The sequence below is a fragment of the Burkholderia sp. Ac-20349 genome, assembly GCF_017104865.1.
In the GTDB taxonomy this organism is placed as follows: domain Bacteria; phylum Pseudomonadota; class Gammaproteobacteria; order Burkholderiales; family Burkholderiaceae; genus Burkholderia; species Burkholderia aenigmatica.
Genome location: NZ_JAAGPM010000047.1, coordinates 21,999 through 44,168, shown reverse-complemented (window position 1 = coordinate 44,168; position 22,170 = coordinate 21,999). Strand labels below are relative to the sequence as shown.

The following is a 22,170-nucleotide window of genomic DNA, read 5'->3' as shown; positions in this document are numbered from 1 at the left end:
AGCCCGTCAGTCACTCGACGCCCTTTTTTCAGGACTCGCGATCCCGAGATTCAACGGGCCGATCGAATTCATAGCGCCGATGCCGGTCGTGAGCTGCAGTCCTACCGTCCGCGACAAAACTGGCCGCATCGGCGTCGGGAATCTGTTCGGCGCGGAAATAGACTACCTTTCCCTGGCGCGCGTAATCGGAGTCAGCCCGATCGGAGTCAGCCAGCACGGTGAATTTCTTCGGATCAGCATCCTGAATCAGCTTTTCGCAGTTATAAACACGATTTCCGTCCGTCCAAAAGAATGAACCCATGAATTTGACGGCTTCGGGAGGCGAGTTCGGGATGACCTCGCCGTTGAGCCAGACATGCTGCGCATCCGCGCTGATAGTCGCGTTCGGCAGCGCGCGCATGATCCGGAACGCTGCCGGCTCCGCATCCTGCAAGATATGCAGGTCCGGGCTGAACGCGTGGCCATCCGAGACATCGCGAAGCTGGTAGACGTGGTGATTGTCTGCATATAAATCGTAGTCAAGATAGCGCAGCATGGCGGCATCGAGTGGGCGCTTGATCGCATGTCCTTGACGGAAGAACCGTCCGTTGTTGCAGCTCAGTCCGCCCAGATACGTCGTCATTCCTGGAAGGGCGCCCTCCATGCGGATCAGGCCCCGATCCGTCTGGACATAGACTGACTTGCCATCTTCAAACAAACGGTCTTTTACATGGACGAACGATGCGCCCTCCACCCGGGTGGGGCGAACATACTCGAAGTTGTATCTCTTCTCCCATACTGGAATGCCGCCGTGCGCTTGAATGATGCGCAAGACGCTCTTGACGTTGCCTTCGGTATTCCCGCCGTTCGGGTAGTCCGCGTGACCGAAAATACTCCCCCCATTGGGATAATCCACGGTAGCGACGGCCCACACGGTGTCGCCACAACGCAATAGCGGCTCTCCATCCGAACTGAAGGGCCGCCAACCCTGCATGGATATGGATGCGCCCGATTCGAGCGATTGCACCGGCACAACGTCCACCATCGGATGGTGATACCAGATCTGGCGCGCGTCGGCATAAAAGGCCGAGTCCATGCTGTTTGCTGGCGTGACCCGGCGAAAGGTTTTCGGGTCTGCGTTTTTCATTACCGGGTTATCCGAAGAGCCGCCGTAAACGTGCTCGCCATCGGTCCAGAAAAAACGATCGTAATCGTAGGGCGCTTGCGGGCTGGCGCGTAGCGCACCCAGTGCAACCTGCTGCTTCAGGGTCCGTGCCAATGGAGGGAACAGCGCAGCCATGACGTTGTCCGGGTCGCCGAAATTCTCTTGACCGATCCACTCATCGAACCAATCGGGGGACACCTGCGCATTGACAGGTTCGGGCACGATCCGCGAGGCCTTTTGACTGATCTCGATGCACAGAATATCGGCGCCGGTGTCGAACAAGCGGATGAAGGACGGCTTTTTTGCCGTGTAGATTTCCGCCATACCTCGCAGCAACGCGCAGAAAGCAAGCGCGGACTCCATGACTCCCGCTTCATCGCCATACTGAAAATACACCGCAAAACGCAGCGCTTTTGCTTGTTTGTCGTAGTTGCAATGAAGGTGACCATCACCCAGCCCGAAGCTGCTCACACAATGGGCAATCAATCCGTCAGCGACACTGAGGTCAGCCGATGTTGCCGCTTGGGAAATCCCGGAATCGCCGCGATCCACTGAACCTGGCCAGTCATCGAATGCCGTGGCAGAAAGTGGAGCGGATTTCAGCCATCGACGCAACGCCGCCTCACTGATTTCGACATCGGCGAGTACGAAAAGTGGTTCAGCCATTTATTTGCTTTCCTTTAATCATTGCATACTGTCGTGGACGTGGCGCTCGCGATTCATGCACGCCTATCTCCACGGTCCGGCCACCGGCTGCCGCTTCGCTGATTCGCGTGCCGGCACCGTCACAAGCTGCGCCCCAACAACTGCCCCGGCCAACCGTCCACGTCGAAGGTCGAGATTCGCTCATACCCGCAGGACTCGTAGAAATGCACCAGCGCGCCCGTCCCGCCGCCATAGCAGTCCACCCGCAAACGCCCCACGCCGGCAGCCCGGGCGCGCTCATCCGCGAAGGCCATCAGACGCCGGCCGACACCGCGCGCCCGCGCATCGCGCGACGCAACCAGCACACGGACATAGATTTCCGGCTCGGTCGCGGGCGGCACGTAGGGCATCGACTCGCCGAGGATCAATGCGCCCAGGACGCGACCGTCCTGATCCTCTGCCACCCACGCGTCGGGCAGCGCACAGGCTTCGGCCACGAGCGCAATCCGCTTGGGTTGCGTCGACCACGGCTCGCGGCCCCATTGCCCGTCGTTACCGATGGAAACGAACCACGCAATCACGTCGTCAAAGATCCCCAGCACGGCCGGGGCGTCGAGCGCACTGGCCCGGCGGATCACCCGTTCGTCCATTCCTGTCTCCGTCATGTTCAACGCTCCTTCGCCGGATTCGACGACCGGCGCACCAGTGGATGTCGCGCCGAGCCGTCCAGGGACACGCGATGGCAGCCAGGCGATCAAGCCTGCTACGGTACTGAAATTTCCCCCTGTTGATCAAGGCATGACGAGACGGCTGCCATTCGACATGACGGATTGTCTTCGTGAGAGGCCGGAGAGATCAGCGTCAGGCAGCGTGTCAATCGACCTTCGAATACATGAACGTTGCCGACTGGCGCCCACGAGCCGCAACCTTGCCGCCGGATCGGCACGACAAAGGCGGTTCGGTGCCGTGCCGACGGTGCCGAAAAGGCCATGCCGCAACGCATGCCCCGTGGCGCTCGCCTGCTCCGGCCGGCCGATGCACCGCCTGCGCTGCATCGGATCGCAGCGAATCGATTCCCGTACGAACGCCCTCCTTCACGACAAAAAAATCTACAATCGACGCGATGCATCGCAAGCATGAAGCGCCGGCCGCCCACTCTCGCTCGCCACCATGAACGCACCCGCTGATTCCTCCCCGTCGGTACTCGGCGTCTATCGTCAACTGGCGGACCCGTCCGCCGGGCAATGGATCGTCAGCCGCTCCGAACGCGCGCATATGTACCGGATCCAGCATCACCGGCCCGATGGCAGCACGTCGGTCGATACGGTCGTCGATGCGGACAACCTCGATGCGAAGCTGCACAAGTGGATCCAGGAAGGCTTCGTCCGGCGCGAAGCCGGCGACCGCGCGGCACCCGCTCATCGTGGCGAGTTCATGCAGGACCTGCGCCGCGCGCAGTCGTCGCGACCCGTGGCCGCCGGCAGCGCAACCCACGTCGCGCACGTGGGCGGCGTGCCGATGCCGCGCGGGCCCGGCGGGCCGCTCGTGCCGCCGCTGAACCCGGCCTACCTGTTCACCGCGCGTGCGACGAACGTGCTGGAAGACATCGTCGAGAACCGGCGCATCCTGTTGATCGGCCACACCGGCACGGGCAAGACGAGCCTCATCGAACAGGCCGCCGCGCTGGCCGGCCACGGCGTGCTGCGCTCGAACATGAACGGGCAGACGACGGTTGGCGACTTCGTCGGGTTCTGGACCGTCAAGGGCGGCGAGACGATCTGGGTCGACGGCGTGCTGCCGACCGCGATGCGCGAAGGGCTGTGGCTCATCGTCGACGAGATCGACTTCGCGGAACCGGCGATCCTCGCGGTGCTGACCGCCGTGCTCGAACCGGCCGGACGCCTGCTGCTGAAGGAGAAAGGCAACGAGATCGTCGTCCCGCATCCGTCGTTCCGGCTGTTCGCGACCGCCAATGCGGTGGGCGCGATGGGGCAGTTCCGCCATCTGTACCAGGGCGCCAACGTGATGAACGAGGCGTTTCTCGACCGCTGGCGCGTGTACCGCCTCGACTATCTGCCGCCGCCCGACGAGGCCCGCGTGCTGCAGCGCACGTTCGGCGCGGCCATGACCGCGGCGATGGCCGATACGCTCGCGGCGATCGCGGCCGACTGCCGCGCCGCGTTCGTCCGCGAGGATCTGGCCAGCGCGTTCTCGACGCGGCGCCTGATCGACTGGGCCGAGCTGATGCTGCGCACCGGCGATCCCGAATCGGCCGCCGGCCCGACGATCTACGCGAAGGTCGGCGCGGAAGACGCCGACCTGATCCGCAGCATCATTCGCCACTACATCGACGTCGAGGCCTGACGCGATGGACCGGGACGACGACGCGCGGTCGCTCCACCTGACCCGGCTCGCCCGCACGCTCGCGCAACGGCACGGCATCGAGGTGCGGTTCGCGCGCCACGGGCCGGTCGTGCAGCGCGACCTGCTGGTGCTGCCCGACACGCTGCTCGCCGGCAACGTCGACGACGACGCGATCATCGGCCTCGTCGACCTCTACGCGGCGCGCACCCGTTTCGGCGCGATCGATGACATTGCGGCGCTGGCGTCGCCCGCGGTGCGCGCCATTGCGCAGGCGATCGACGACCGGCGCGCGGCCGCTCGCCTCGCGTCGATCTATCCCGGCGCAATGACGTTCCTGCGGCGGATGCGGGCGGCATCCGCCGCCGACACGCTTCCCCGGTGGCAGCGAATGGCGTGGCGCGACAGGCTGGTGTGGCACATCGAACGCGCGCTGTGGGACGAATCGCCGTCCCCCATCGAGCGCGTGCCGTCGCTCGATGCGACGCTGGCCGCATCGGACGATCTCGTCGACGAAGCACGTGCGGCAACATCGACCGCCGACAGCATCCGCGCCGCGCACCGGATCGTCGAGCGTGTGCGCGCACTCGCATCGACCGGCGCGAACAACATGATGTTCACGGCCGATCCGGGCAGCACGATCGACAGCGACAGCATCGCCGCCGAATTCGAATCGGACGGACCGGGCGCGCCAGACGACGCACGTGCGCCGGTTTCGGCCGAATCGAGCGCCGGTGCGATCGCCGACACGGAATCGTCGGCCGAAGCGCCGACGCCGGGCGACGCAACGCCCGGCACGATCCGCCTGTCCGCAGACAACCGGCCGCTGCTGTCGGTCCCGCTGACCACCGCGTTCGACACGGTGACGGACTTCACCGGCCAGGGCGAACCGGCTCGCTGGCACCGCCTGCGAAGCGCGGCCCGCGCGCAAACCGAGCCGCTCAAGCTGCGACTCGAACGCGCGTTGAAAGTGGACGAGCAGACGCGCTGGAAGCGCGAACAGGAACGCGGCGCGCTCGACCGGACGTCGCTCGCCCGCCTCGTCACGTCACCCGGCTATCGCACGCCGTTCCGCGTCCGGCGCGCCGCGCCCGGGCGTGACGCGGCCGTCAGCCTGCTGATCGATTGCAGCGGGTCGATGGCCGGCAAGAAGATCGAGCTCGCCAGGCTGTGCGCGGCGGCGCTGTGCGATGCGCTGACGCAGCTCGGCTTCGCGTGCGAAGTGCTCGGCTACAGTTCCGTCGAGGATGCCGCGATGCGCGCGCACTACCAGCGCTGGATCGACGCCGGCCGCGACACCTTCGGCTACAACCGGTTCGTCGAACGGCTCGACCTGCGCGTCTACAAGCGGTTCGATTCCGACAACCCGAGCGGCCTCGCGTGCATCGAATGCGGCCACGAGAATCCCGACGGCGAGGCATTGAGCTGGGCCGCCGCCCGGCTGCTGGCGAAGCGGGCGCGGCGGCGCATCCTGATGGTGCTGTCGGACGGCTATCCGGCAACCGGCGACGGCAACCCGGCGATCCTGCGCACCGACCTGCGCGCACGCGTCGATGCGCTGCGCGAGCGGCGCGTCGAACTGATCGGCGTCGGGATCCTCGACGATTCGGTCGAAGCGTTCTATCCGGTCAGCAGCGTGGTCGAGCACCTGCACGAGCTGCCGGGCGCGGCGTTCAATGTGCTGAGCGATACGTTGCTGGACCGGCGCTAGCCCCGCGCGCGGCAGGCTCGATGCAGACTTCGATTCGCACGGGCGTCACATCGGACGGTGAACATCGCCGATGGCAGAATCGAATCGCTGCCGTCAAGCAGGCCGCTACTTTCCGTTGCTTTCGATCTGCCGACCGGTTCCGGTGCGCACGCGGCCGGCAGCACGAATCTTGCTCCGCGCCCCATTTCGATTTTCAACTCGACGGCGGATTCGGCTGCCTCTTCCTGCTACGGTCGGCCGCCGGCACGAAACTGCACATGTCCAGGAAAAAAACCAGCCTCTGGTTGCGGCCTCTCCACCTGCTCTCCGTCGCAACCGGCACGCGCCCGGCGAAGCGCACGAACAAGCCACGACCGGCCGCCAAACGGGCGGTCAAGCCCGCCGTCGTCGCCCGTACCGCAAAACGCCCGGGCACCGTGCATCCCGCCCACGCACGGACGGACAAGGCGCCCGGCACGTGGCTCCGGTCGTTTCATTCCGCCGGCCCGAGTGCCGGCCGCTACGTGAACCACCTTGCATACGCGCTGTATCTGCCCGCCGCGCCCGCGACGACAGCCGGCATGCCGGCCGTCGTCATGCTGCACGGCTGCAAGCAGAGCGCCGAATCGTTTGCCTCGGGCACGCGCATGTGCCGTCTCGCCGAGCGGTCGGGATTCGCCGTGCTGTTTCCCGAGCAAGCCAGGACGGCCCATGCGCACCGCTGCTGGCACTGGCATGGCGACGCGACGCAGTCCGAAGCCGCGGCCGTTGCGTCGCTGGTCGACGCTGTCGTGCGACAGCACGGATTCGACCGCGACCGGATCTACCTGGCCGGCATGTCCGCCGGTGCCGGGCTCGCCGCGGCACTGGCAATACGGTATCCCGATCGCTTCGCCGCAGTCGGACTGCACTCCGGCCCCGCCATCGCCCCGCCGTCGTCGACACTGGCGGCCATGAACCTGATGCGTCGAGGCCTGCGCGACGACCCGATACGCGCAGTCGAGGCCTGTGCCGACGTCGCCTCCTATCCCGGCATGCCGGCCCTTGTCATGCACGGCGCACTCGATACGGTCGTGACCGACCGGAACGCAACGCAGCTCGGCATCGCGTTCGCCCGGCTCAACCGGCTCGTCGATGAACACGGCGCGATGCGCGTTGGCGAGCAACGCGTCCATGCGCGCGACGATGCCGACTATGTCGACTATCTCAAGGCCGGACGTCTCGTCGTCAGGGTCTGCATCGTCCGCCGGCTGCCGCATGCATGGAGCGGTGGCGACCCGCGCGAGCCGTTTCATTCCGCCACCGGGCCGGACGCCGCCGCGATGTTCTGGCATTTCTTTCGTCGCCAGCGCCGCAAGCGACTGCGGTGACGTGCGACAACCGCGCCGGCCCGTGGCGCACGACACCGTCATGCGATCACGCCCGTTGCGCCAGCGCTGCCGCGTTCGCGCGATCGCCGGCCCGCCGGATCGGTATGCGGACGCAGAACGTCGTGCCGTGCCCGGGCTCGCTCGTCACGTCGATGGTGCCGCGATGGCGCTCGACGATCCCGTGCGACACCGACAAGCCCAGCCCCGTGCCCTGCCCGACCGGCTTCGTCGTGAAGAACGGATCGAAGATCCGCCGGACGACATCGGGCGTCATGCCCGTTCCGGTATCGCTGATCGCAATCGACACCTGCTCGCCGTCGCTCGACGTGCGGATCGTGATCACGCCGCGCTCGGGAATCGCGTGCGCCGCGTTCACCAGCAGGTTCATGAAGACCTGGTTCAACTGCGACGGCAGGCATTCGACCTGCGGCACGTCACCGTAATCGCGCACGATCTCGGCCTTGTACTTGAGTTCGTTGTGGACGACGTTGAGCGTGCTTTCCAGGCCCGCGCGAAGATCGACCACGCTCCATTCGCCGCTGGCCGGACGCGAGAAATCGCGCAGGTCCTGCACGATGCGCCGCACGCGCAGCGCGCCGTCGATCGATTCGTCGATCAGCGTCGCGATCTCGTCGCGCACGTAGTCCAGATCCGCCGCGCGACCCATCGCCGTCAGTGCGTCGCGCGTGGCCGGGTCGAGCTGCGGCAGCGCGGCCTCATGCGCGGCGATCACGTCGAGCAGACTGCGTACCCAGCTCTTCAACGTATTGAGGTTCGCGCTGACGAAGCCGATCGGATTGTTGATCTCGTGCGCGACGCCGGCCGCGAGCTGGCCGATCGACGCGAGCTTTTCCGACTGCAGCAACTGCACGTGGGTTTCCTCGAGTACCTGCAACAGGCGCCGCTGCTCGTCCTTCTCCTGTTCGAGCCGCGCCTGCGCGGCCTTGCGTTCGTCGATCTCGGTCGCCATGTTCTCGCGCGTACGCTGCAGCATCGCCGTCGTCTGTTCGTAGCGGTGCAGCGCGCGTTCCAGTTCGGCGGTGCGCAAGCGCACGAGCCGCTCGAGCGTATCGGTCATCCCGCGCAGGAAGGTTGTGCGCGCATCGAATCGACTCAGCAGCAAAGTGACGACCAGTGTCCCCGTCGTAAACAACGCGACGGTCGTCGCGAGCCACGGCGTGTCGACCCCGTTCGCGGCTCCGCATCGCGCGTCCGGCGCGAAATGGGCGGCCGCCATCGCCGTGTAGTGCATGCCGGTAATGGCGATGCCCATTACGAAGGCCGCGCCGACCCGCTGGGCAGTCGCATGGCGCGCCTGCTGCACGCGCAGCGCCTGTGCGATCCACAACGCGGCCGTCGACGCGATCACCGCGATGCCGATCGACGCGGCGAACAACGCCGCATCGTAGCGAATGCCGGGCTGCATGCGCAGCGCGGCCATCCCCGTGTAATGCATGCCGGCGATCCCGCCGCCCATCAGCGCGCCGCCCGCGAGCAGCCGCCACCAGCCCAGCCGCGCGCGCGTGACGACCGTCAGCGCGAAGTACGACACGAGCACGGCAATCGCCAGCGACGCACCTGTATCCGACAATGCGTAGCCGAGCGGAATCGGCAGCGAGAACGCGAGCATGCCGACGAAATGCATCGACCAGATGCCGGTACCCATCGCCATCGCGCCGCCGCCCAGCCACGCGCGCTTGAGCTTCGGGTTGTCGAGCAGCGAAATGAAGGCGGCCAGGTCGAGTGTCGTATAGGAGGCCAGCGTCGCGATCGCAAGCGACAGCAGGACGAGCGGGAGATCGTAGGTGCCGTACATGATGAGCGCCCGAATCGAGGTGAGTGCGTTGCCGCGGCGCGCGATCGCGCACCGCGGCCATCAGGCCGCGCGTCCGGGCTCAGGCAGGGGCCGCGCCCGCGTTCGGCGCGTTCGGCACCGGCTTCGCCGCGGCCTGGCCGGCCAGCACGAGGATGTCGAACGACGTCCCCTCGCGCGTCTCGAAGCGGCGCACGAGCTCGATCTGGTGCGCCGACATCACGCTGCCCTTGGTCATCAGCAGCACGCCGCGATGCGTGCGCAGATCGTCGGCGAGCTGCATCCCTTCGCGCAGCTGCGCGGACTTGATCTCCGCGACGGACGCCGCGATGCCGAGACTCGCCGGGTCCTGCAGCAGTTCGATCAGGCGGTCGACGATCCGCGGGTCGTAACGCACGCCGGCCTGCGAGCGCAACGCGTCGATCGCCTGCTCGACCGAATGCGGCGCACCGATGTCGCCGTTGCGCAGCCCTTCGAAATCGCGCACGATCGCCACGATCCGCGAGCCGAGCGGGATCGAGTCGCCCGCCAGGCCGTCCGGCGTGCCGCGTCCGTTGAAGCGTTCGTACTGGTGCAGCACGATCGATGCGACCTTGTGCAGTTGCGCGACCGGCGTCAGCACCATCTGCGCGCGCAGCGGATGCTGCTGGAACAGGCCGTGCTCTTCGGCCGTCATTTTCGCGAGCGGCTTGCGCAGCAATTCGTCCGGCAGCGACAGCTTGCCGATACCGTGCAGCAGCCCCGCGAAATAGACGTCCTGCGCATGCAGCTCACTCATCCCGGATGCCAGCGCGAGCCGCCGCGCAATCTCGCCGACCCGCATCGCGTGACCGCTGGCCGACCCGCAGCGCATCTCGATCATGCTCGCGCAGACCTGGACCATCGCGGTGAAACTGCTTTTCAGGTCGCGTTGCGCGGCTTCGAGGAACATCACGGTCTGGCCGAGCTCCTCCGTGCGCGCGCGAACCTGCGTTTCGAGTTCCGTGTTGAACCGGCGCAGCGCTTCGTTCTGTTCTTCCGTCAGCGCGGCCAGCCGGGCCGCTTCGCGCCGCAAATGCCGCTGTTCCAGCGCGTGTTCGATGGTCAGCAGCAGGTCGTGATCGTCCCACGGCTTGTTCAGGTAGCGATATACGCCGCCTTCGTTGACGGCCTGCACGACCGACGCGATCTCCGCATAGCCGGTCAGCAGGATGCGCATCGTATCCGGGTAGCGCGCCCGTGCACGGGCCAGGAACTCCGCGCCGCTCATGCCCGGCATCCGCATGTCGGACACGATCAGGTCGACTTCGGTCGACGCCAGTATCTCGAGGGCGGCCTCGCCGCTTTCCGCAGTCAGGATCGCGTAGCCCGCGGGCCGGAACACGCGCTTGAGCGCCGACAGCACGCTCGGCTCGTCGTCGACCAGCAGGATCGACGGTACGCCACCCGCATCGTCGGATGTCGCTGCCGCCCCGGTCGTTTCAGGCGATACCGCATTCGGTCCGTTTGTTGCAGATGTCGTCATGATGAGCCTCGGAGCATGTATTTATAGTCTCTCTGCATCAACGGCACGCGCCGCGCATTCCGTATCCGGGAAAACGCTGATGCGCTCGCCCGGATCGCACCGCGGATGCGTCGCCGCAGTGCGTGGCCGCATACGATCTACACGGTTGCCGAACCCGGTTCGCGCACGTAGTAGATGTCCCACTCCGCTTCGTCGGCCTGCACGAAGCCGTGCCGCGCATAGAAGCGGTTCGACGCGCTGCCGCGCAGCGCGCCGACGCGGACGGGCACGCGCTTCTCATCCGCCTCGGTAAAGATCCTGCGCAGCACGGCCGCGCCGATGCCCTTCCCCTGATGCTCGGGCGCAATGTACAGATGGTCGAGCTGCCAGTGGTCTTCCTGCGGCCGAACCACGAAAAAGCCCGCGTTCACACCATCGGCTTCGATGAAGCGGCATAGCGCCGGGTCGAACGACGCGAGAAAGCGTTCGCGCGCACGCTGGGGATCGAAGCGGCCGACACGCTCGAGGCTGTCGCGCATCGCGGCGATGCGGATCGCGACCAGCGTTTCGGCGTCGGATCGGGTGGCGAGAGGAAAGGTCAGGTTCATCGGCGGGTCGCGCTCGTGCGAAGGAAACGCCCGGCATCGCGGCGCGGGCGTCGAAGCCTGCTCGCGATGCCGGCACGCGTGCGTCAGGGCGTCTCGATGCCTTCCGCCCGCGTCGCCAGGAATCGCAGGTACTTGTCGTCCTCGTCCTCGAACAGCTCCGGCCCGCCGCCCATGTACGCGCGCATCAGCTCGTCCGCCGCGCGGTCGAGATTGCCCAGTTCGAACTGGCATTGGCCGAGCCGCAGGTGCAGGAACGGGTTGCCGATCGCGTTGGGGAAATGCATCGCCTCGCCGAGCGTGTCGCGTCCGGCCGCGTAGTCCTCCAGATAGAAATTCGCGTCGCCGATCGCGGCCATCAACCAGGTTCCGGCTTCCCAATTGGTCTTGGGTTCGGGAAGCAGGTCGAAACCCGCCCAGAATTTCGCCAGCGCGCCTGCGTAGTCGCCGTCTTCCATCAATTCATCGCCCGCGTCGCTCAGCGCGCCGATCCGTTCGTACAGCGCGTTGTCCAGTTCTGCCATGTCGAGTCCCTGTTCCGGAGTTGAAAGCGGCCCGGTGCGGCCGGTGGTTGCGATACGATCGCGGCGATTGTGTGCAGTTTTGCCGTCCTGCGTGTTCATCCGGCCGGCATTCATCCAGCATACCCGAGCCGTATGACGCGCGTGCCTCGACTTTCGGCGCATCGCTGCGGCGTCTGCTCGTGAATCCAACAAGACTCGTATCAGGGTGCTACGCTGACGGATGCCTTGAGCCGCCGTGCCCCACCCGTTTGCGCAACCGGCGCGGCCATACGTGGCGACGGTTTTTCATATGACGCGGCGATCTCATGCGTGTCGCCACGCTCAGCGAAGACGGATGTGGTTGTGGCGCGGCGACTGCCGTGGCACGATGCCAGGTTCGATTGCGCAGTGAAAGGGAGCTGGAAGCGATGTTGTCTTGCCGACTGAGGTGGTACGCGCTTGCGACGTCCAGCCTGCTGCGCAGGCATTGGCAGGCACTGTTCCTGTTGATTCTGCTGTTGCTGCCGGCGATGCCGGTGTTTTCGCAGACACGCATCCTGGGCGCCCCCGTACTCGAAGCGCTGGCCCCGTCGCATGGCATCGAATGGCGGTTCGCGTGGGTGCACCTGCTCGAAGCCGTCGGCATCGTGTGGGTTTTGGCGCAGCGCACCGCGATCACCGGCGGGCCGTTCGTCACCTTCCTTGCATCTTTGCCCGTCCCCGACAGCCGCCGTCGTCTCGTCGACACCCTCGTCGTGATCATCGCGAGCACGCCGCTGTTGCTGCCCGTATTGGCGGCTGCCATCGCGCTCGCCTTCGTGCCGCAGAAGGCGGTCAACTACCTGTTCGTGTTCGACCTGTTCCTGATTACGCTGGGATGGCAACTGACCGCGCTGTCGCGCAATATGCGCGACGCAATCGCGTTGATCGTTGCCAATGCCTTCCTCGTCGGCGGCTTTCACGCCGAGGGCGCGTTGCGTCCGGTGTTGCTGATCGTGGCATTGTTGCTCGCGGCGTTCACGATTGCGCATACCGCCACCGCATCGTCCGCTCGGTCGAGAACGCCGGGCGCATGCGCGCGTCGCGTCACGCATGCCATCCGCGCCCGTGTGCGGAATGGGCTTTCGCCCATCGCCACGCTGCAAATCGGCATCCTGCGGGACCGTGCCGCGAGCACCGTCGGACACTGCCTGATGATGGGTGCGGTCGCCGCCGCGACAGGGTTCCTGCTCGCACTCTGGGATTTCGACAAGCGCGCCGTGCCGCTGACGCTGATGGCGCAGACCGTCATCGCACTGATTGCGGCGACGACCTATCGCGATTTGCAGGCGGCTCACCAGCGTGCATCTCACTTCATGCGGTCGCTGCCGCTGTCGGCCTTCGCGAAGCGCCGCGCCGACTGGCTGACCGTTGCCGCGCTGGCGCTGCCGTTCGCCGCGATCGCACCGCTGCTGCTGGTGTTGCACGGCGTGCTGTCGTCGCAGATGGCGGCAGCGCTCGTCTGCTCGGGCGCACCGCTCGTCGCATTACACTATCTGCCGCAACGCTACGCGTCCCGACAATCCGTGTTGCTGGACGTCCTGCTGACCGTGATCTGGGTCACGCTCACCTGGCCAATTTTCATTTGATCGACCGATTCATGCTCCGCTTCGACAATCTCGGCAAGCGCTACGACAAGCGCGTCATCTTCCAGGGACTCCACTACGCATCCGGTGCCGGATGTGTCGCGCTGTGCGACGAAAACGGCAGTGGCAAATCGACGTTGCTCGCCATTCTCGCCGGCACGATCGACGCGGACGAAGGCGAGGTGTGGCTCGGCGGCCATTCGCTGCGCACCGCGCCGCTCGATGCGAAATCCGCGCTGGCGTACGTGCCCGACGATTGCCTCGCGTATCCGTTCCAGACCGGTCGCGAGTTTCTCGATCTCGTGGCGGCTGCCAAGAAGACGGCTGTCGACACCCGCACGCTCGAACTGGCGGATCGATTCGGGCTGGCCCCGCATATGGAGAAGCGTTTCGAGCAGATGTCGCTCGGCACGCGCAAGAAACTGTTCCTGACGGCGACGACGCTCGGCGCGCCCACCGTCGTGATCGCAGACGAACCGGGCAACGGGCTCGATGCGGCGTCGCGTGCGGTGCTGATCGATCTGTTCAAGACGTTGGCCAAGGACCGGGCCGTCTTTTTTTCGAGTCACGATCCGGCGCTGGCGCGCGCCTGCGACGCCAGGATCACCAGTTTCGCGGAGCTTGGATTCGCTGGATAGCCGGTATCGTCGCCGGCGCAGTCACGGGAAAGGATCGGGTGTGACGGCTTGTCGAAGGGTGATCGGCGCACCGACAATCGATCGCCGTCATTTTCCGGAAGGAAGAAAGGAAGTGCGAAACGGACCATCCCGCCCCGCACTTCCGTGAATTTTACGACGCACATGTCCGGCGTGCCGGGCCCCGATCAACCGACTGTCCGACACCCCAGCCGCTTATCGTTCGACCCGCGCACGTGCCCGAACACGCGCCCCGTCAGGCCTTCAACGCCCCGAAGACCTCGTCCAGCATCTTCTTCGCGTCGCCGAACAGCATCCGGTTGTTGTCCTTGTAGAACAGCGGATTGTCGACGCCCGCATAGCCGGACGCCATGCTGCGCTTCATCACGATCGAGGTCTTCGCCTTCCACACCTCGAGCACCGGCATGCCGGCGATCGGGCTGCCCGGATCTTCCTGCGCCGCCGGGTTCACGATGTCGTTCGCGCCGATCACCATCGACACGTCGGCTTCCGGGAAGTCGCCGTTGATCTCGTCCATCTCCATCACGATGTCGTAAGGCACCTTCGCCTCGGCGAGCAGCACGTTCATGTGCCCCGGCATGCGGCCGGCCACCGGATGGATCGCGAAACGCACGTCGACGCCCTTCTCGCGCAGCACCTTCGTGAGTTCATGCACGGTGTGTTGGGCTTGCGCCACGGCCATCCCGTACCCAGGCACGATGATCACGCTCTTGGCATCGCGCAGCAGCTCGGCCGTTTCCAGCGCGCTCACCGCCACCACTTCGCCGGCCGGCTGCGCGCTGCCGCCCGACGCCGCGGGCGCACCGCTGCCGGTACCGAAGCCGCCGGCAATCACGCTGATGAAGTTGCGGTTCATCGCGCGGCACATGATGTACGACAGGATCGCACCCGACGAGCCCACCAGCGCGCCGATCACGATCAGCAGGTCGTTGCCGAGCATGAAGCCGGTGGCCGCCGCCGCCCAGCCCGAGTAGCTGTTGAGCATCGACACCACGACGGGCATGTCCGCGCCGCCGATCGCCATCACCATGTGCACGCCGAACAGCAGCGACACCACCGTCATCACGATGAGCGGCGTCAGGCCGTCCTGGACCGTCTCCGCATGCAGGAACGCGCGGCCGAACACGATCACCACCACCAGTGCGGCCAGGTTGAGCCAGTGACGTGCCGGCAGCAGCAGCGGCTTGCCGCCGATCTTGCCGGAGAGCTTGCCGAACGCAATCACCGAGCCCGCGAAGGTCACCGCACCGATCAGGATGCCGACGTAGATTTCCACTTCGTGGATCGCGTGCTCGGCACCCGTGAACTGCACCGACGTATCGATGTAGCTCGCGAAGCCCACCAGGCACGCCGCCAGACCGACCAGGCTGTGCATCAGCGCAACCAGCTCGGGCATCTGCGTCATCTGCACCTTCTTCGCGGCGAACAGGCCGACCGCGCCGCCGACGACCAGTGCCGCCACGATATACGGAATGCCCTCGGCGGAAACGCGCGGGCCGAGTACGGTCGCGAGCACGGCGATCAGCATGCCGATCATGCCGAGCAGGTTGCCGCGGCGCGCGGTCTCGGGATTGGCCAGCCCGCCGAGGCTGAGAATGAACAGGATGGCCGCGCCGATATAGGAGACGGTAGTCAGATTGGAAGTCATTATTGTCGTCTCCTTACTTGCGGAACATCGCCAGCATGCGGCGCGTCACGGCAAAGCCGCCGAACATGTTGACGGCCGTGAGCGTCAGCGCGCCCACCGCCAGGCCCAGGATCAGCCCCGACGGGCGGCCGTCTGCCGCCGCCTCGCCCAACGGCGGCGCGACCTGCACCAGCGCGCCGATCGCGATGATCGACGAGATCGCATTGGTGACGCTCATCAACGGCGTATGCAGCGACGGCGTGACGTTCCAGATCACCATGTAGCCGACGAAGCAGGCGAGCACGAACACCGTGAAGTGCGACAGGAACGTGGCCGGCGCGAACTGGCCGACCAGCAGGAACGCCAGTGCGCCGACGGCGAACGTGATGGCGAGCGACTTGGCCGACATCGGCGCGCCGCTGCCGTGACCGTGGCCCTTGGATGCGGCTGCCGCGACCGGCGGCGCGGCGGGTTTCGGTGCGGCGGCCGGCTGCTGGATCGGCGGCGGCGGCCAGGTCACGTTGCCTTCCTTGATGACCGTGAGGCCGCGGATCGCGTCGTCATTGAAGTCGACGTTGATCGTGCCGTCCTTGTTCTTGCACAGCTCCTCGGCCACGCGCAGCAGGTTGGTCGCATACAGCGTCGACGACTGGCGTGCCAGGCGCGACGCGAGATCCGTATAGCCGACGATGGTCACGCCGTGACGCACCACCGCCTCGCCCGGCACCGTCAGCTCGCAGTTGCCGCCTTGCTCGCCGGCCATGTCGACGATCACGCTGCCCGGCTTCATCGATTGCACCATCTCGGCCGTGATCAGCTTCGGTGCCGGTTTGCCGGGAATCAGCGCGGTGGTGATGATGATGTCCGCCTCCTTGGCCTGCTGCGCGTACATCGCGCGCTGCGCCTGCTGGAAGCCTTCGCTCATCACCTTCGCATAGCCGCCGCCGCCCGAGCCCTCTTCCTCGTAGTCGACCTTGACGAATTCGCCGCCCAGCGACTTGACCTGGTCGGCGACTTCCGCGCGCGTGTCGTTGGCGCGCACGATCGCGCCGAGGCCTGCGGCCGTGCCGATCGCCGCGAGACCGGCGACGCCCGCGCCGGCGATGAACACCTTGGCCGGCGGCACCTTGCCCGCGGCCGTGATCTGCCCGTTGAAGTAACGGCCGAATGCGTGAGCCGCCTCGATGACGGCACGGTAGCCGCTCACGCCGGCCATCGACGTGAGCGCATCCATCTTCTGCGCGCGCGACAGCGTGCGCGGCAGCGAATCGATCGCCAGCACCGTGGCCCGCTTCGCGGCCAGCTGCTGCATCAGTTCAGGGTTCTGGGCCGGCCAGACGAAGCCGATCAGCGTGCCACCCTCACGCATCAGCGAAACTTCTTCGCTGCTCGGCGGACGCACCTTGAAAACGATATCGCTGCGTCCCCATAGATCGGCAGCCGTCGCCACGACTTCGGCCCCGGCCGTACGGTAGTCGTCGTCGCTGAAGTTCGCGCCGGTGCCGGCACCGCTTTGCACGGCCACCGAGAACCCGAGCTTGATCAGCTTTTCGACCACGTCGGGAACGGTCGCTACGCGCCGCTCCTCGTGGGCCGTCTCCAGAGGGACCCCAATCAGTAATGTCATATCCTGAACTGTCAGTAGTGGCCGTCGCAAGGAATTACGGCCTGCGTTTCACGTCACCCAACTCAATCCATCCGTGTACGACTTTGCTTCGCGCGCAGCTTGGCACTGCCGCGCGGATTTCACAAACGATCCATCCTCTAATTGATCGTCTTGTCAGATCAACCCGGTTCATGCTGTTGTCTGATTTTCCTGACGAATATCCGGCCGCTGTTCCGATCGGATAAGAACTGCGAAGCATATCCCGTGCCAGAGTCTTTCCGAAATTTATATTTTGAATCGACGCGCATTCAATCCATGAATCCCCTGTCTGGACACGACGGGCCGGCCACCTTCCGTTCATTCTTCGGGGCCGTCCCGCGCGCCGCCTAGAGCGGCGCCAACCGTCGCTCCATCTTCACGATCTCGAGCTCGACCTGGCTGCGCCCGTGCGAAAAACGCCCCTGCCCGACGACCTCGAACCCGTGTCGTTCATAGAACGGCCGGGCGTTCGTGGTGGCTTCGAGATACGCACGCGCATGGCCGCCGTTCGCGATCTTGGAGACCGCATGCGCGAGCAACATGGCGCCAACGCCGCCCCCCGCCGAATGGCCGCGGACGAACAGCTTGGTGACCTCCTCGCCCGCCGTCTCGACGAAGCCGCATATTCCGCCGTCGTCGGCGACCCAGATCGCGCCATCGGCGACGGCGGCCAGGTACATCGAAGGATCCCGCCCGTCCAGCCAGCCCTCGATCTGTTGCTGCGTGTAATGGCCGGCGCAAAGCTTGACGACCGAGTCGCGGTGTACCGCGTAGATGTCTCCAACGTCTTTTGCGACGGCGGCCCGAATCACCGGGGAATTCATTCGATTGGCTCCCTGAGGCACGTAGTTCGAGTTGTACAAGACTGCTGATTTTTTGAGGCCACGACAGCGAGACCTGGCGGCAGGAATCGGTTTCATCGCGCATCCCCCGCTCGCCGGCACGATGCGATGTGTCGCGCCCCGACGACGCACGCTGCGTCACCGGGGATCTTCCGCGCAACCGAGTTTAAACGAGGATGTGGCGTATTCCGGTTAAACCCCTCAACGCCCACTCGCGCGCAGCGTCGACATGAGCACGCATGCGGCGCGCACCCGCGTCCGGCATCCATGTCGACATGTCGATGCGCATCGCGCAAAACCGCGAGCAAGCCGATACGCGAACCGGAACCGCGCCATTCCGCCACCTCGAACCGATCTCGCCTGTTCGCGCCTGTTCGCGCCGTTCAGGCCGGCCGCACTAGATCAGCTCGGCGACGTGCACGATGACGAGCGCGGCCGGAACGAGCAGCGCCTGCGCGCACAACGTGCCGAGCACGCGCGCGCCCGCGAGTGTCGTGATGGCCCGCCGGAAGCTGTTTTCCGAGATCCGCCCTTCGATGACGTCGTCGGTCATGACGGACACCTGCGGGTCGATGATGACCGCCAGCACGACGGTCGCGAAACCGTTGATGACGGACGACAGGTTCGCGCATGTCACTCTCAGATCGGGCTTCAGGTAGCCCGCATACAGCGACGCGAACACGCCGACCGTCCAGATCGCCATCGCGGCAACGTTCAACGCGATGACGCGCCACGACACGCCCGTGTTCGCGGCCAATTGCGTGACGTTCTGGCTCGAGGGCAGTCGTGCGCCGACGCGAAGCGTGTTGATCCCTGCGCGACTGCACGCGTCCAGCAGCAGGCGCGGAATCGAGCGGTTCGCCTGGAAGTGTTCGACGGCGCGACTGAAATAACGCTGGAACGTCGGGATCAGGAATGTCCCGACAATGGTCGCTATGGTTGCGGACAGCAGGAACCACCGGAAGTCGGCCAGCAACCCGCTCCCCATCCGATGCGCGATGTCCATTTCAACCCGTTTCGCGATGAACGGCCCCTGAAACGAATTGGCCGTCCGGGACACCAGCGCGATGATCCCGAACAACGAGAACGACAACGCGATGCGACGCGTGCGAACGCCGGCGATCCGCACCGCATACGCGAGTGTCGCGATCACATGGATGACGAAGGTAAGCCCGCAGATGATCCAAAGCTGACTGTCCATGCTGGTGCCGCGTGCGTGACGGGATCACGAGTGTACCCGAGCCCGGCCCGCGCCCGGCGCGTCGGCCGGGGGAGGCCGCCTTCGCAGACGTAACGGTTGGGCGACGCGCGTCAGGCGCTACCGTGCGATGCCAATCCCCGGGCCTCATTCAGCATCCATGTCGCGAATGCCTGCAACGGCCCCTCGGCCAGTTCGATCGGCTCGGGCAGGACGAGACAGAAGTTTTTCGTAATCGACTTGCCCGCCGGCCAGGGCGCGACCAGCCGGCCCTGCTCGAGCTCCGCGTCGATGTAAAGGCGCGGCACCAGCGCGACACCCAGGCCGGCCAGCGCCGCTTCGATCAGCATCGAATGGAGATCGTAACGCGCGCCGACCGCCGAATTGGTCAGCACGATGCCGGACTCCTGCGCATACGCCTGCCACGCGTCCGGGTTCTGTCGCCGGTGCAGACGCGGCAGTGCGTCCAGCGACGGGTTCGCCCCGGCACCGGCGAGCAGCGCCGGGCTGCAGACGGGCACCAGCACTTCCTCCAGCAGCGGATGCAGATGCATCCCCGCCCATGCCGGATGCTCGAAATGAATGGCGGCGTCGAAGCCGCTCCCGGCCAGCAGGAACGGTTCCATCCGCTCGGCGATATGCACCGTGATATTCGGATGCCGGTCTTGAAAGTGCTTCAGCCGGGGGATCAGCCAGCGGGTGGCAAAGGTTGGAATGGCGGCGATATCGATGCTCGCGCCTTCGATGGGCTGGCCCATCAGGTACAGGCTGTCCCGTTCCAGCCGATCCAGAATCTCGCGAACCTGCCCCGCGTATCGCGCGCCGTTCGGCGCCAGCCGCACCCGATTGCCGATCCGTTCGAACAGCGTGACGCCCAGGAACGCCTCCAGCCGGCCGATCTGACGGCTGACGGCGCCCTCCGTCCGTGCCAGCTCTTCGGCGGCTCGGGCAAAGCTGCCGTGTCGGGCCGCGGCTTCGAACGCCTGGAGCGCGGAATTGCTTGGGATCTTGCGGGGCATGGGTGTCTCGACGGTCAGGGTGTACTTGCGGTCAGCTTGAGTAAATATCACTGAAGGCTGACTTTATTTCGTTTTATCGGGCAGAAATGCGAGCTTAGCATTACGTTACCGCACTGAAAATCGACGATTCGCAGATGGATGTGCATCCTGTTCAAAGGACAACGTGATGATCTACACCGTGGAATGCAGCTTCGCCGACCTCGGCAGCGAAGCCGAATGGAACGACTTCTACAGCCTCGAAAAACTGCCCGCGCTGATCTCGGTAACGGGGTTTCACACGTCGCAGCGGTTCAAGGCGATCAGCGGCGGTTGCCCGGTCTATCTGGCGATCCACACGATCGACGGGCACGATGTGCTGACCGGCGATGAATATCGCCGGAAAGGCGGCGGCAATTTCGCGAAATGGCAGCAGCACATCACCGACTGGCATCGGAATCTCTACAGCGATATCGGTGTTGCGCCGGCGGTAAAGGACGGCGAATACCTCGCGCTGTGTGCCGGCGGCCCGGATCCGCTGATCCGGTTGGGCCTCGAACCGCTGGCCATGCAGGCCGTTGCGCTGGAGAGGTTTCCGGAGCGCCGGTGGCTCGCCGTCCTGCCACGGCACAGCGCTCAGCTTGTCGAGAATCTTCCTGAAGGCATTCACCTTTACGCGCCGATGACGCCGCAACTGACCAGCGCGCGCGCCCTTTCCGCTGCGCAGGAGTAAGCCCGCGATGCCGAACGTCACTTTCTCGATCGATGCGAACCGGATGCCGGCTGATGACAGTCTTGCCGAGCTGTCGCGCGACTGCGTCGAGCTCTGTACGCACGTGCTTGAGGCGGCGCTCAAGAACGTCCACGTCATTTTTCTGGAAGCTCGGCATGGGCATGGACATCCCGTGTTCGCAGACATCCGGTATCGCGTCGGGACGTCTCGCACGCCGGCCGTCATGAACCGCTTCATGGAAGCGCTGGATCACGCGATCGTTCGCCGCACCGGTCTCACCGCGCGCATCCGGTGTTTTGGTTATACCGCGACGAACCTTCACGCCCGCAACTAGCCGATCCGGAGAAACACGATGTCCACACTTACTTTTCCCGGTCAGCAAGTCGGGGATTTCACGATCACGGCCATCAGCGATGGCTACCTCACGGCCAGCCTCGACTTTCTATCGAACATCGATTCGGCCGACGCATCAAGAATGCAGCATGAAGCCGGGCAGAAAGCGCCCGACGCCGTGCATATCAATTGCTACGTCGTGCGCGGCGCGGGCCGTACCGTCCTCATCGACGGGGGCGCGGGCGGGTTCAAGCAATGGGGTGGGCAACTCCGGACGAACCTGGTGCTTGCCGGTATCGAACCCACTGCGATCGACACCATCCTGCTGACCCACGCGCATCCCGATCACGTCGGGGGACTGGTGAATGAGGTAGGGCAGGCCGCGTTTCCGAATGCGGAGCTGGTGGTGCATCGGCGCGAGGTCCGGTTCTGGCAGGACGACGGCAATCTGAGCCGCGCCAGCGAGCGGGCGCGCGGTAACTTCTTCAAAGCGCGTCAGGTGTTCGATGCCTATGACGACACGCTCCGTCTGTTCGACTCGGGTCAGGTGCTCCCCGGCATCAGCGCGCTGCCGCTGCCGGGACATACCGATGGACACACCGGATATGTGCTCGAATCCCGCGATCAAAGCCTGCTTGTGTGGGGGGACGTGGTTCATTTTCCGCATATCCAGGTTCAACGGCCGGAGGTCTCGATTGCGTTCGATCACGATGCGTCGCTGGCGGTGGCGACGCGGTCACGGCTTCTCGATCAGGTCAGTTCGGAGGGGCTGTTGATCGCCGGCATGCATCTGGGGGAACTCGGGTTCGCACGCATCAAGCGGACGCGTGACGGGTATGGCTTGCTTTACGAACACGAAGGCTGACACCACCGGTGCACTGACGTGCGATGCCACCACCTGG

The 22,170-nt window shown here is 65.5% G+C and carries 19 protein-coding genes; 8 read left to right on the top strand and 11 right to left on the bottom strand.

Annotated elements, in window-relative coordinates; all coding sequences use genetic code 11:
- Window positions 1-28: 28 nt before the first annotated feature.
- Window positions 29-1,810 carry a DKNYY domain-containing protein gene (locus G3N61_RS17385; protein ID WP_205823178.1) on the bottom strand — a complete coding sequence of 594 codons (1,782 nt, stop codon included), beginning with the start codon at window positions 1,808-1,810 and terminating at the stop codon, window positions 29-31.
- A 119-nt stretch (window positions 1,811-1,929) separates the two neighbouring features.
- Complete coding sequence (locus tag G3N61_RS17380) at window positions 1,930-2,439, bottom strand: GNAT family N-acetyltransferase (protein ID WP_205823177.1); 510 nt, start codon at window positions 2,437-2,439, stop codon at window positions 1,930-1,932.
- A 520-nt stretch (window positions 2,440-2,959) separates the two neighbouring features.
- On the opposite strand from G3N61_RS17380, the gene G3N61_RS17375 reads away from it, so the two are divergent.
- The 3 genes from G3N61_RS17375 to G3N61_RS17365 all read left to right on the top strand — a co-directional run bounded on the left by G3N61_RS17375 (window position 2,960) and on the right by G3N61_RS17365 (window position 7,210).
- A complete protein-coding gene (locus G3N61_RS17375) occupies window positions 2,960-4,153 on the top strand; it encodes an AAA family ATPase (protein WP_205823176.1) in 1,194 nt (397 codons plus the stop codon).
- A 4-nt stretch (window positions 4,154-4,157) separates the two neighbouring features.
- The gene (locus G3N61_RS17370; RefSeq protein ID WP_205823175.1) at window positions 4,158-5,861 is read left to right on the top strand and encodes a cobalamin biosynthesis protein CobT; all 1,704 of its coding nucleotides are present in this window, start codon (window positions 4,158-4,160) and stop codon (window positions 5,859-5,861) included.
- Between the two features lie 257 nt (window positions 5,862-6,118).
- Window positions 6,119-7,210 (top strand): alpha/beta fold hydrolase, encoded by a 1,092-nt coding sequence (locus G3N61_RS17365; RefSeq protein WP_205823184.1) that lies wholly within the window; start codon window positions 6,119-6,121, stop codon window positions 7,208-7,210.
- 46 nt (window positions 7,211-7,256) lie between these two features.
- Here the strand turns inward: G3N61_RS17365 and G3N61_RS17360 are convergent, their stop codons facing one another.
- From G3N61_RS17360 to G3N61_RS17345, 4 genes are all read right to left on the bottom strand, one after another.
- Complete coding sequence (locus G3N61_RS17360; protein WP_205823174.1) at window positions 7,257-9,026, bottom strand: histidine kinase; 1,770 nt, start codon at window positions 9,024-9,026, stop codon at window positions 7,257-7,259.
- Between the two features lie 79 nt (window positions 9,027-9,105).
- Window positions 9,106-10,527: an HD domain-containing phosphohydrolase gene (locus G3N61_RS17355; protein ID WP_043183836.1), complete on the bottom strand. Its 1,422-nt coding sequence runs from the start codon at window positions 10,525-10,527 to the stop codon at window positions 9,106-9,108.
- A gap of 137 nt (window positions 10,528-10,664) precedes the next feature.
- A complete protein-coding gene (locus G3N61_RS17350) occupies window positions 10,665-11,114 on the bottom strand; it encodes a GNAT family N-acetyltransferase (protein WP_205823173.1) in 450 nt (149 codons plus the stop codon).
- Window positions 11,115-11,197: 83 nt separating this feature from the next.
- On the bottom strand, window positions 11,198-11,635 hold the full coding sequence (locus G3N61_RS17345) for a hypothetical protein (RefSeq protein WP_043183838.1): 438 nt from the start codon (window positions 11,633-11,635) through the stop codon (window positions 11,198-11,200).
- A 305-nt stretch (window positions 11,636-11,940) separates the two neighbouring features.
- Between G3N61_RS17345 and G3N61_RS17340 the strand changes: the two genes are divergently transcribed.
- Window positions 11,941-13,242: a hypothetical protein gene (locus G3N61_RS17340; protein WP_205823172.1), complete on the top strand. Its 1,302-nt coding sequence runs from the start codon at window positions 11,941-11,943 to the stop codon at window positions 13,240-13,242.
- A gap of 11 nt (window positions 13,243-13,253) precedes the next feature.
- On the top strand, window positions 13,254-13,877 hold the full coding sequence (locus tag G3N61_RS17335) for an ABC transporter ATP-binding protein (protein ID WP_043183840.1): 624 nt from the start codon (window positions 13,254-13,256) through the stop codon (window positions 13,875-13,877).
- 253 nt (window positions 13,878-14,130) lie between these two features.
- Here the strand turns inward: G3N61_RS17335 and pntB are convergent, their stop codons facing one another.
- The 5 genes from pntB to G3N61_RS17310 form a co-directional block, all read right to left on the bottom strand.
- A complete protein-coding gene (gene pntB, locus G3N61_RS17330) occupies window positions 14,131-15,543 on the bottom strand; it encodes a Re/Si-specific NAD(P)(+) transhydrogenase subunit beta (protein ID WP_089452616.1) in 1,413 nt (470 codons plus the stop codon).
- A 13-nt stretch (window positions 15,544-15,556) separates the two neighbouring features.
- Complete coding sequence (locus tag G3N61_RS17325) at window positions 15,557-17,149, bottom strand: Re/Si-specific NAD(P)(+) transhydrogenase subunit alpha (protein ID WP_205823171.1); 1,593 nt, start codon at window positions 17,147-17,149, stop codon at window positions 15,557-15,559.
- Window positions 17,150-17,514: 365 nt separating this feature from the next.
- Entirely contained in the window at window positions 17,515-17,991 is a 477-nt protein-coding gene (locus tag G3N61_RS17320; protein WP_205823170.1) for a GNAT family N-acetyltransferase, read from the bottom strand.
- Between the two features lie 415 nt (window positions 17,992-18,406).
- A complete protein-coding gene (locus tag G3N61_RS17315) occupies window positions 18,407-19,210 on the bottom strand; it encodes a lipid II flippase Amj family protein (RefSeq protein ID WP_205823169.1) in 804 nt (267 codons plus the stop codon).
- Window positions 19,211-19,320: 110 nt separating this feature from the next.
- Window positions 19,321-20,226 (bottom strand): LysR substrate-binding domain-containing protein, encoded by a 906-nt coding sequence (locus G3N61_RS17310; RefSeq protein ID WP_205823168.1) that lies wholly within the window; start codon window positions 20,224-20,226, stop codon window positions 19,321-19,323.
- Window positions 20,227-20,392: 166 nt separating this feature from the next.
- Between G3N61_RS17310 and G3N61_RS17305 the strand changes: the two genes are divergently transcribed.
- From G3N61_RS17305 to G3N61_RS17295, 3 genes are read left to right on the top strand one after another with little or no spacing between them, the layout of a single operon-like run.
- Window positions 20,393-20,935, top strand: a complete 543-nt coding sequence (locus G3N61_RS17305) for a sugar ABC transporter (protein ID WP_205823167.1) — start codon at window positions 20,393-20,395, stop codon at window positions 20,933-20,935.
- A 7-nt stretch (window positions 20,936-20,942) separates the two neighbouring features.
- Complete coding sequence (locus G3N61_RS17300; RefSeq protein ID WP_043183847.1) at window positions 20,943-21,269, top strand: hypothetical protein; 327 nt, start codon at window positions 20,943-20,945, stop codon at window positions 21,267-21,269.
- 18 nt (window positions 21,270-21,287) lie between these two features.
- Window positions 21,288-22,133, top strand: coding sequence for an MBL fold metallo-hydrolase (locus tag G3N61_RS17295; RefSeq protein WP_205823166.1), 846 nt, complete (start codon window positions 21,288-21,290; stop codon window positions 22,131-22,133).
- Window positions 22,134-22,170: the final 37 nt, after the last annotated feature.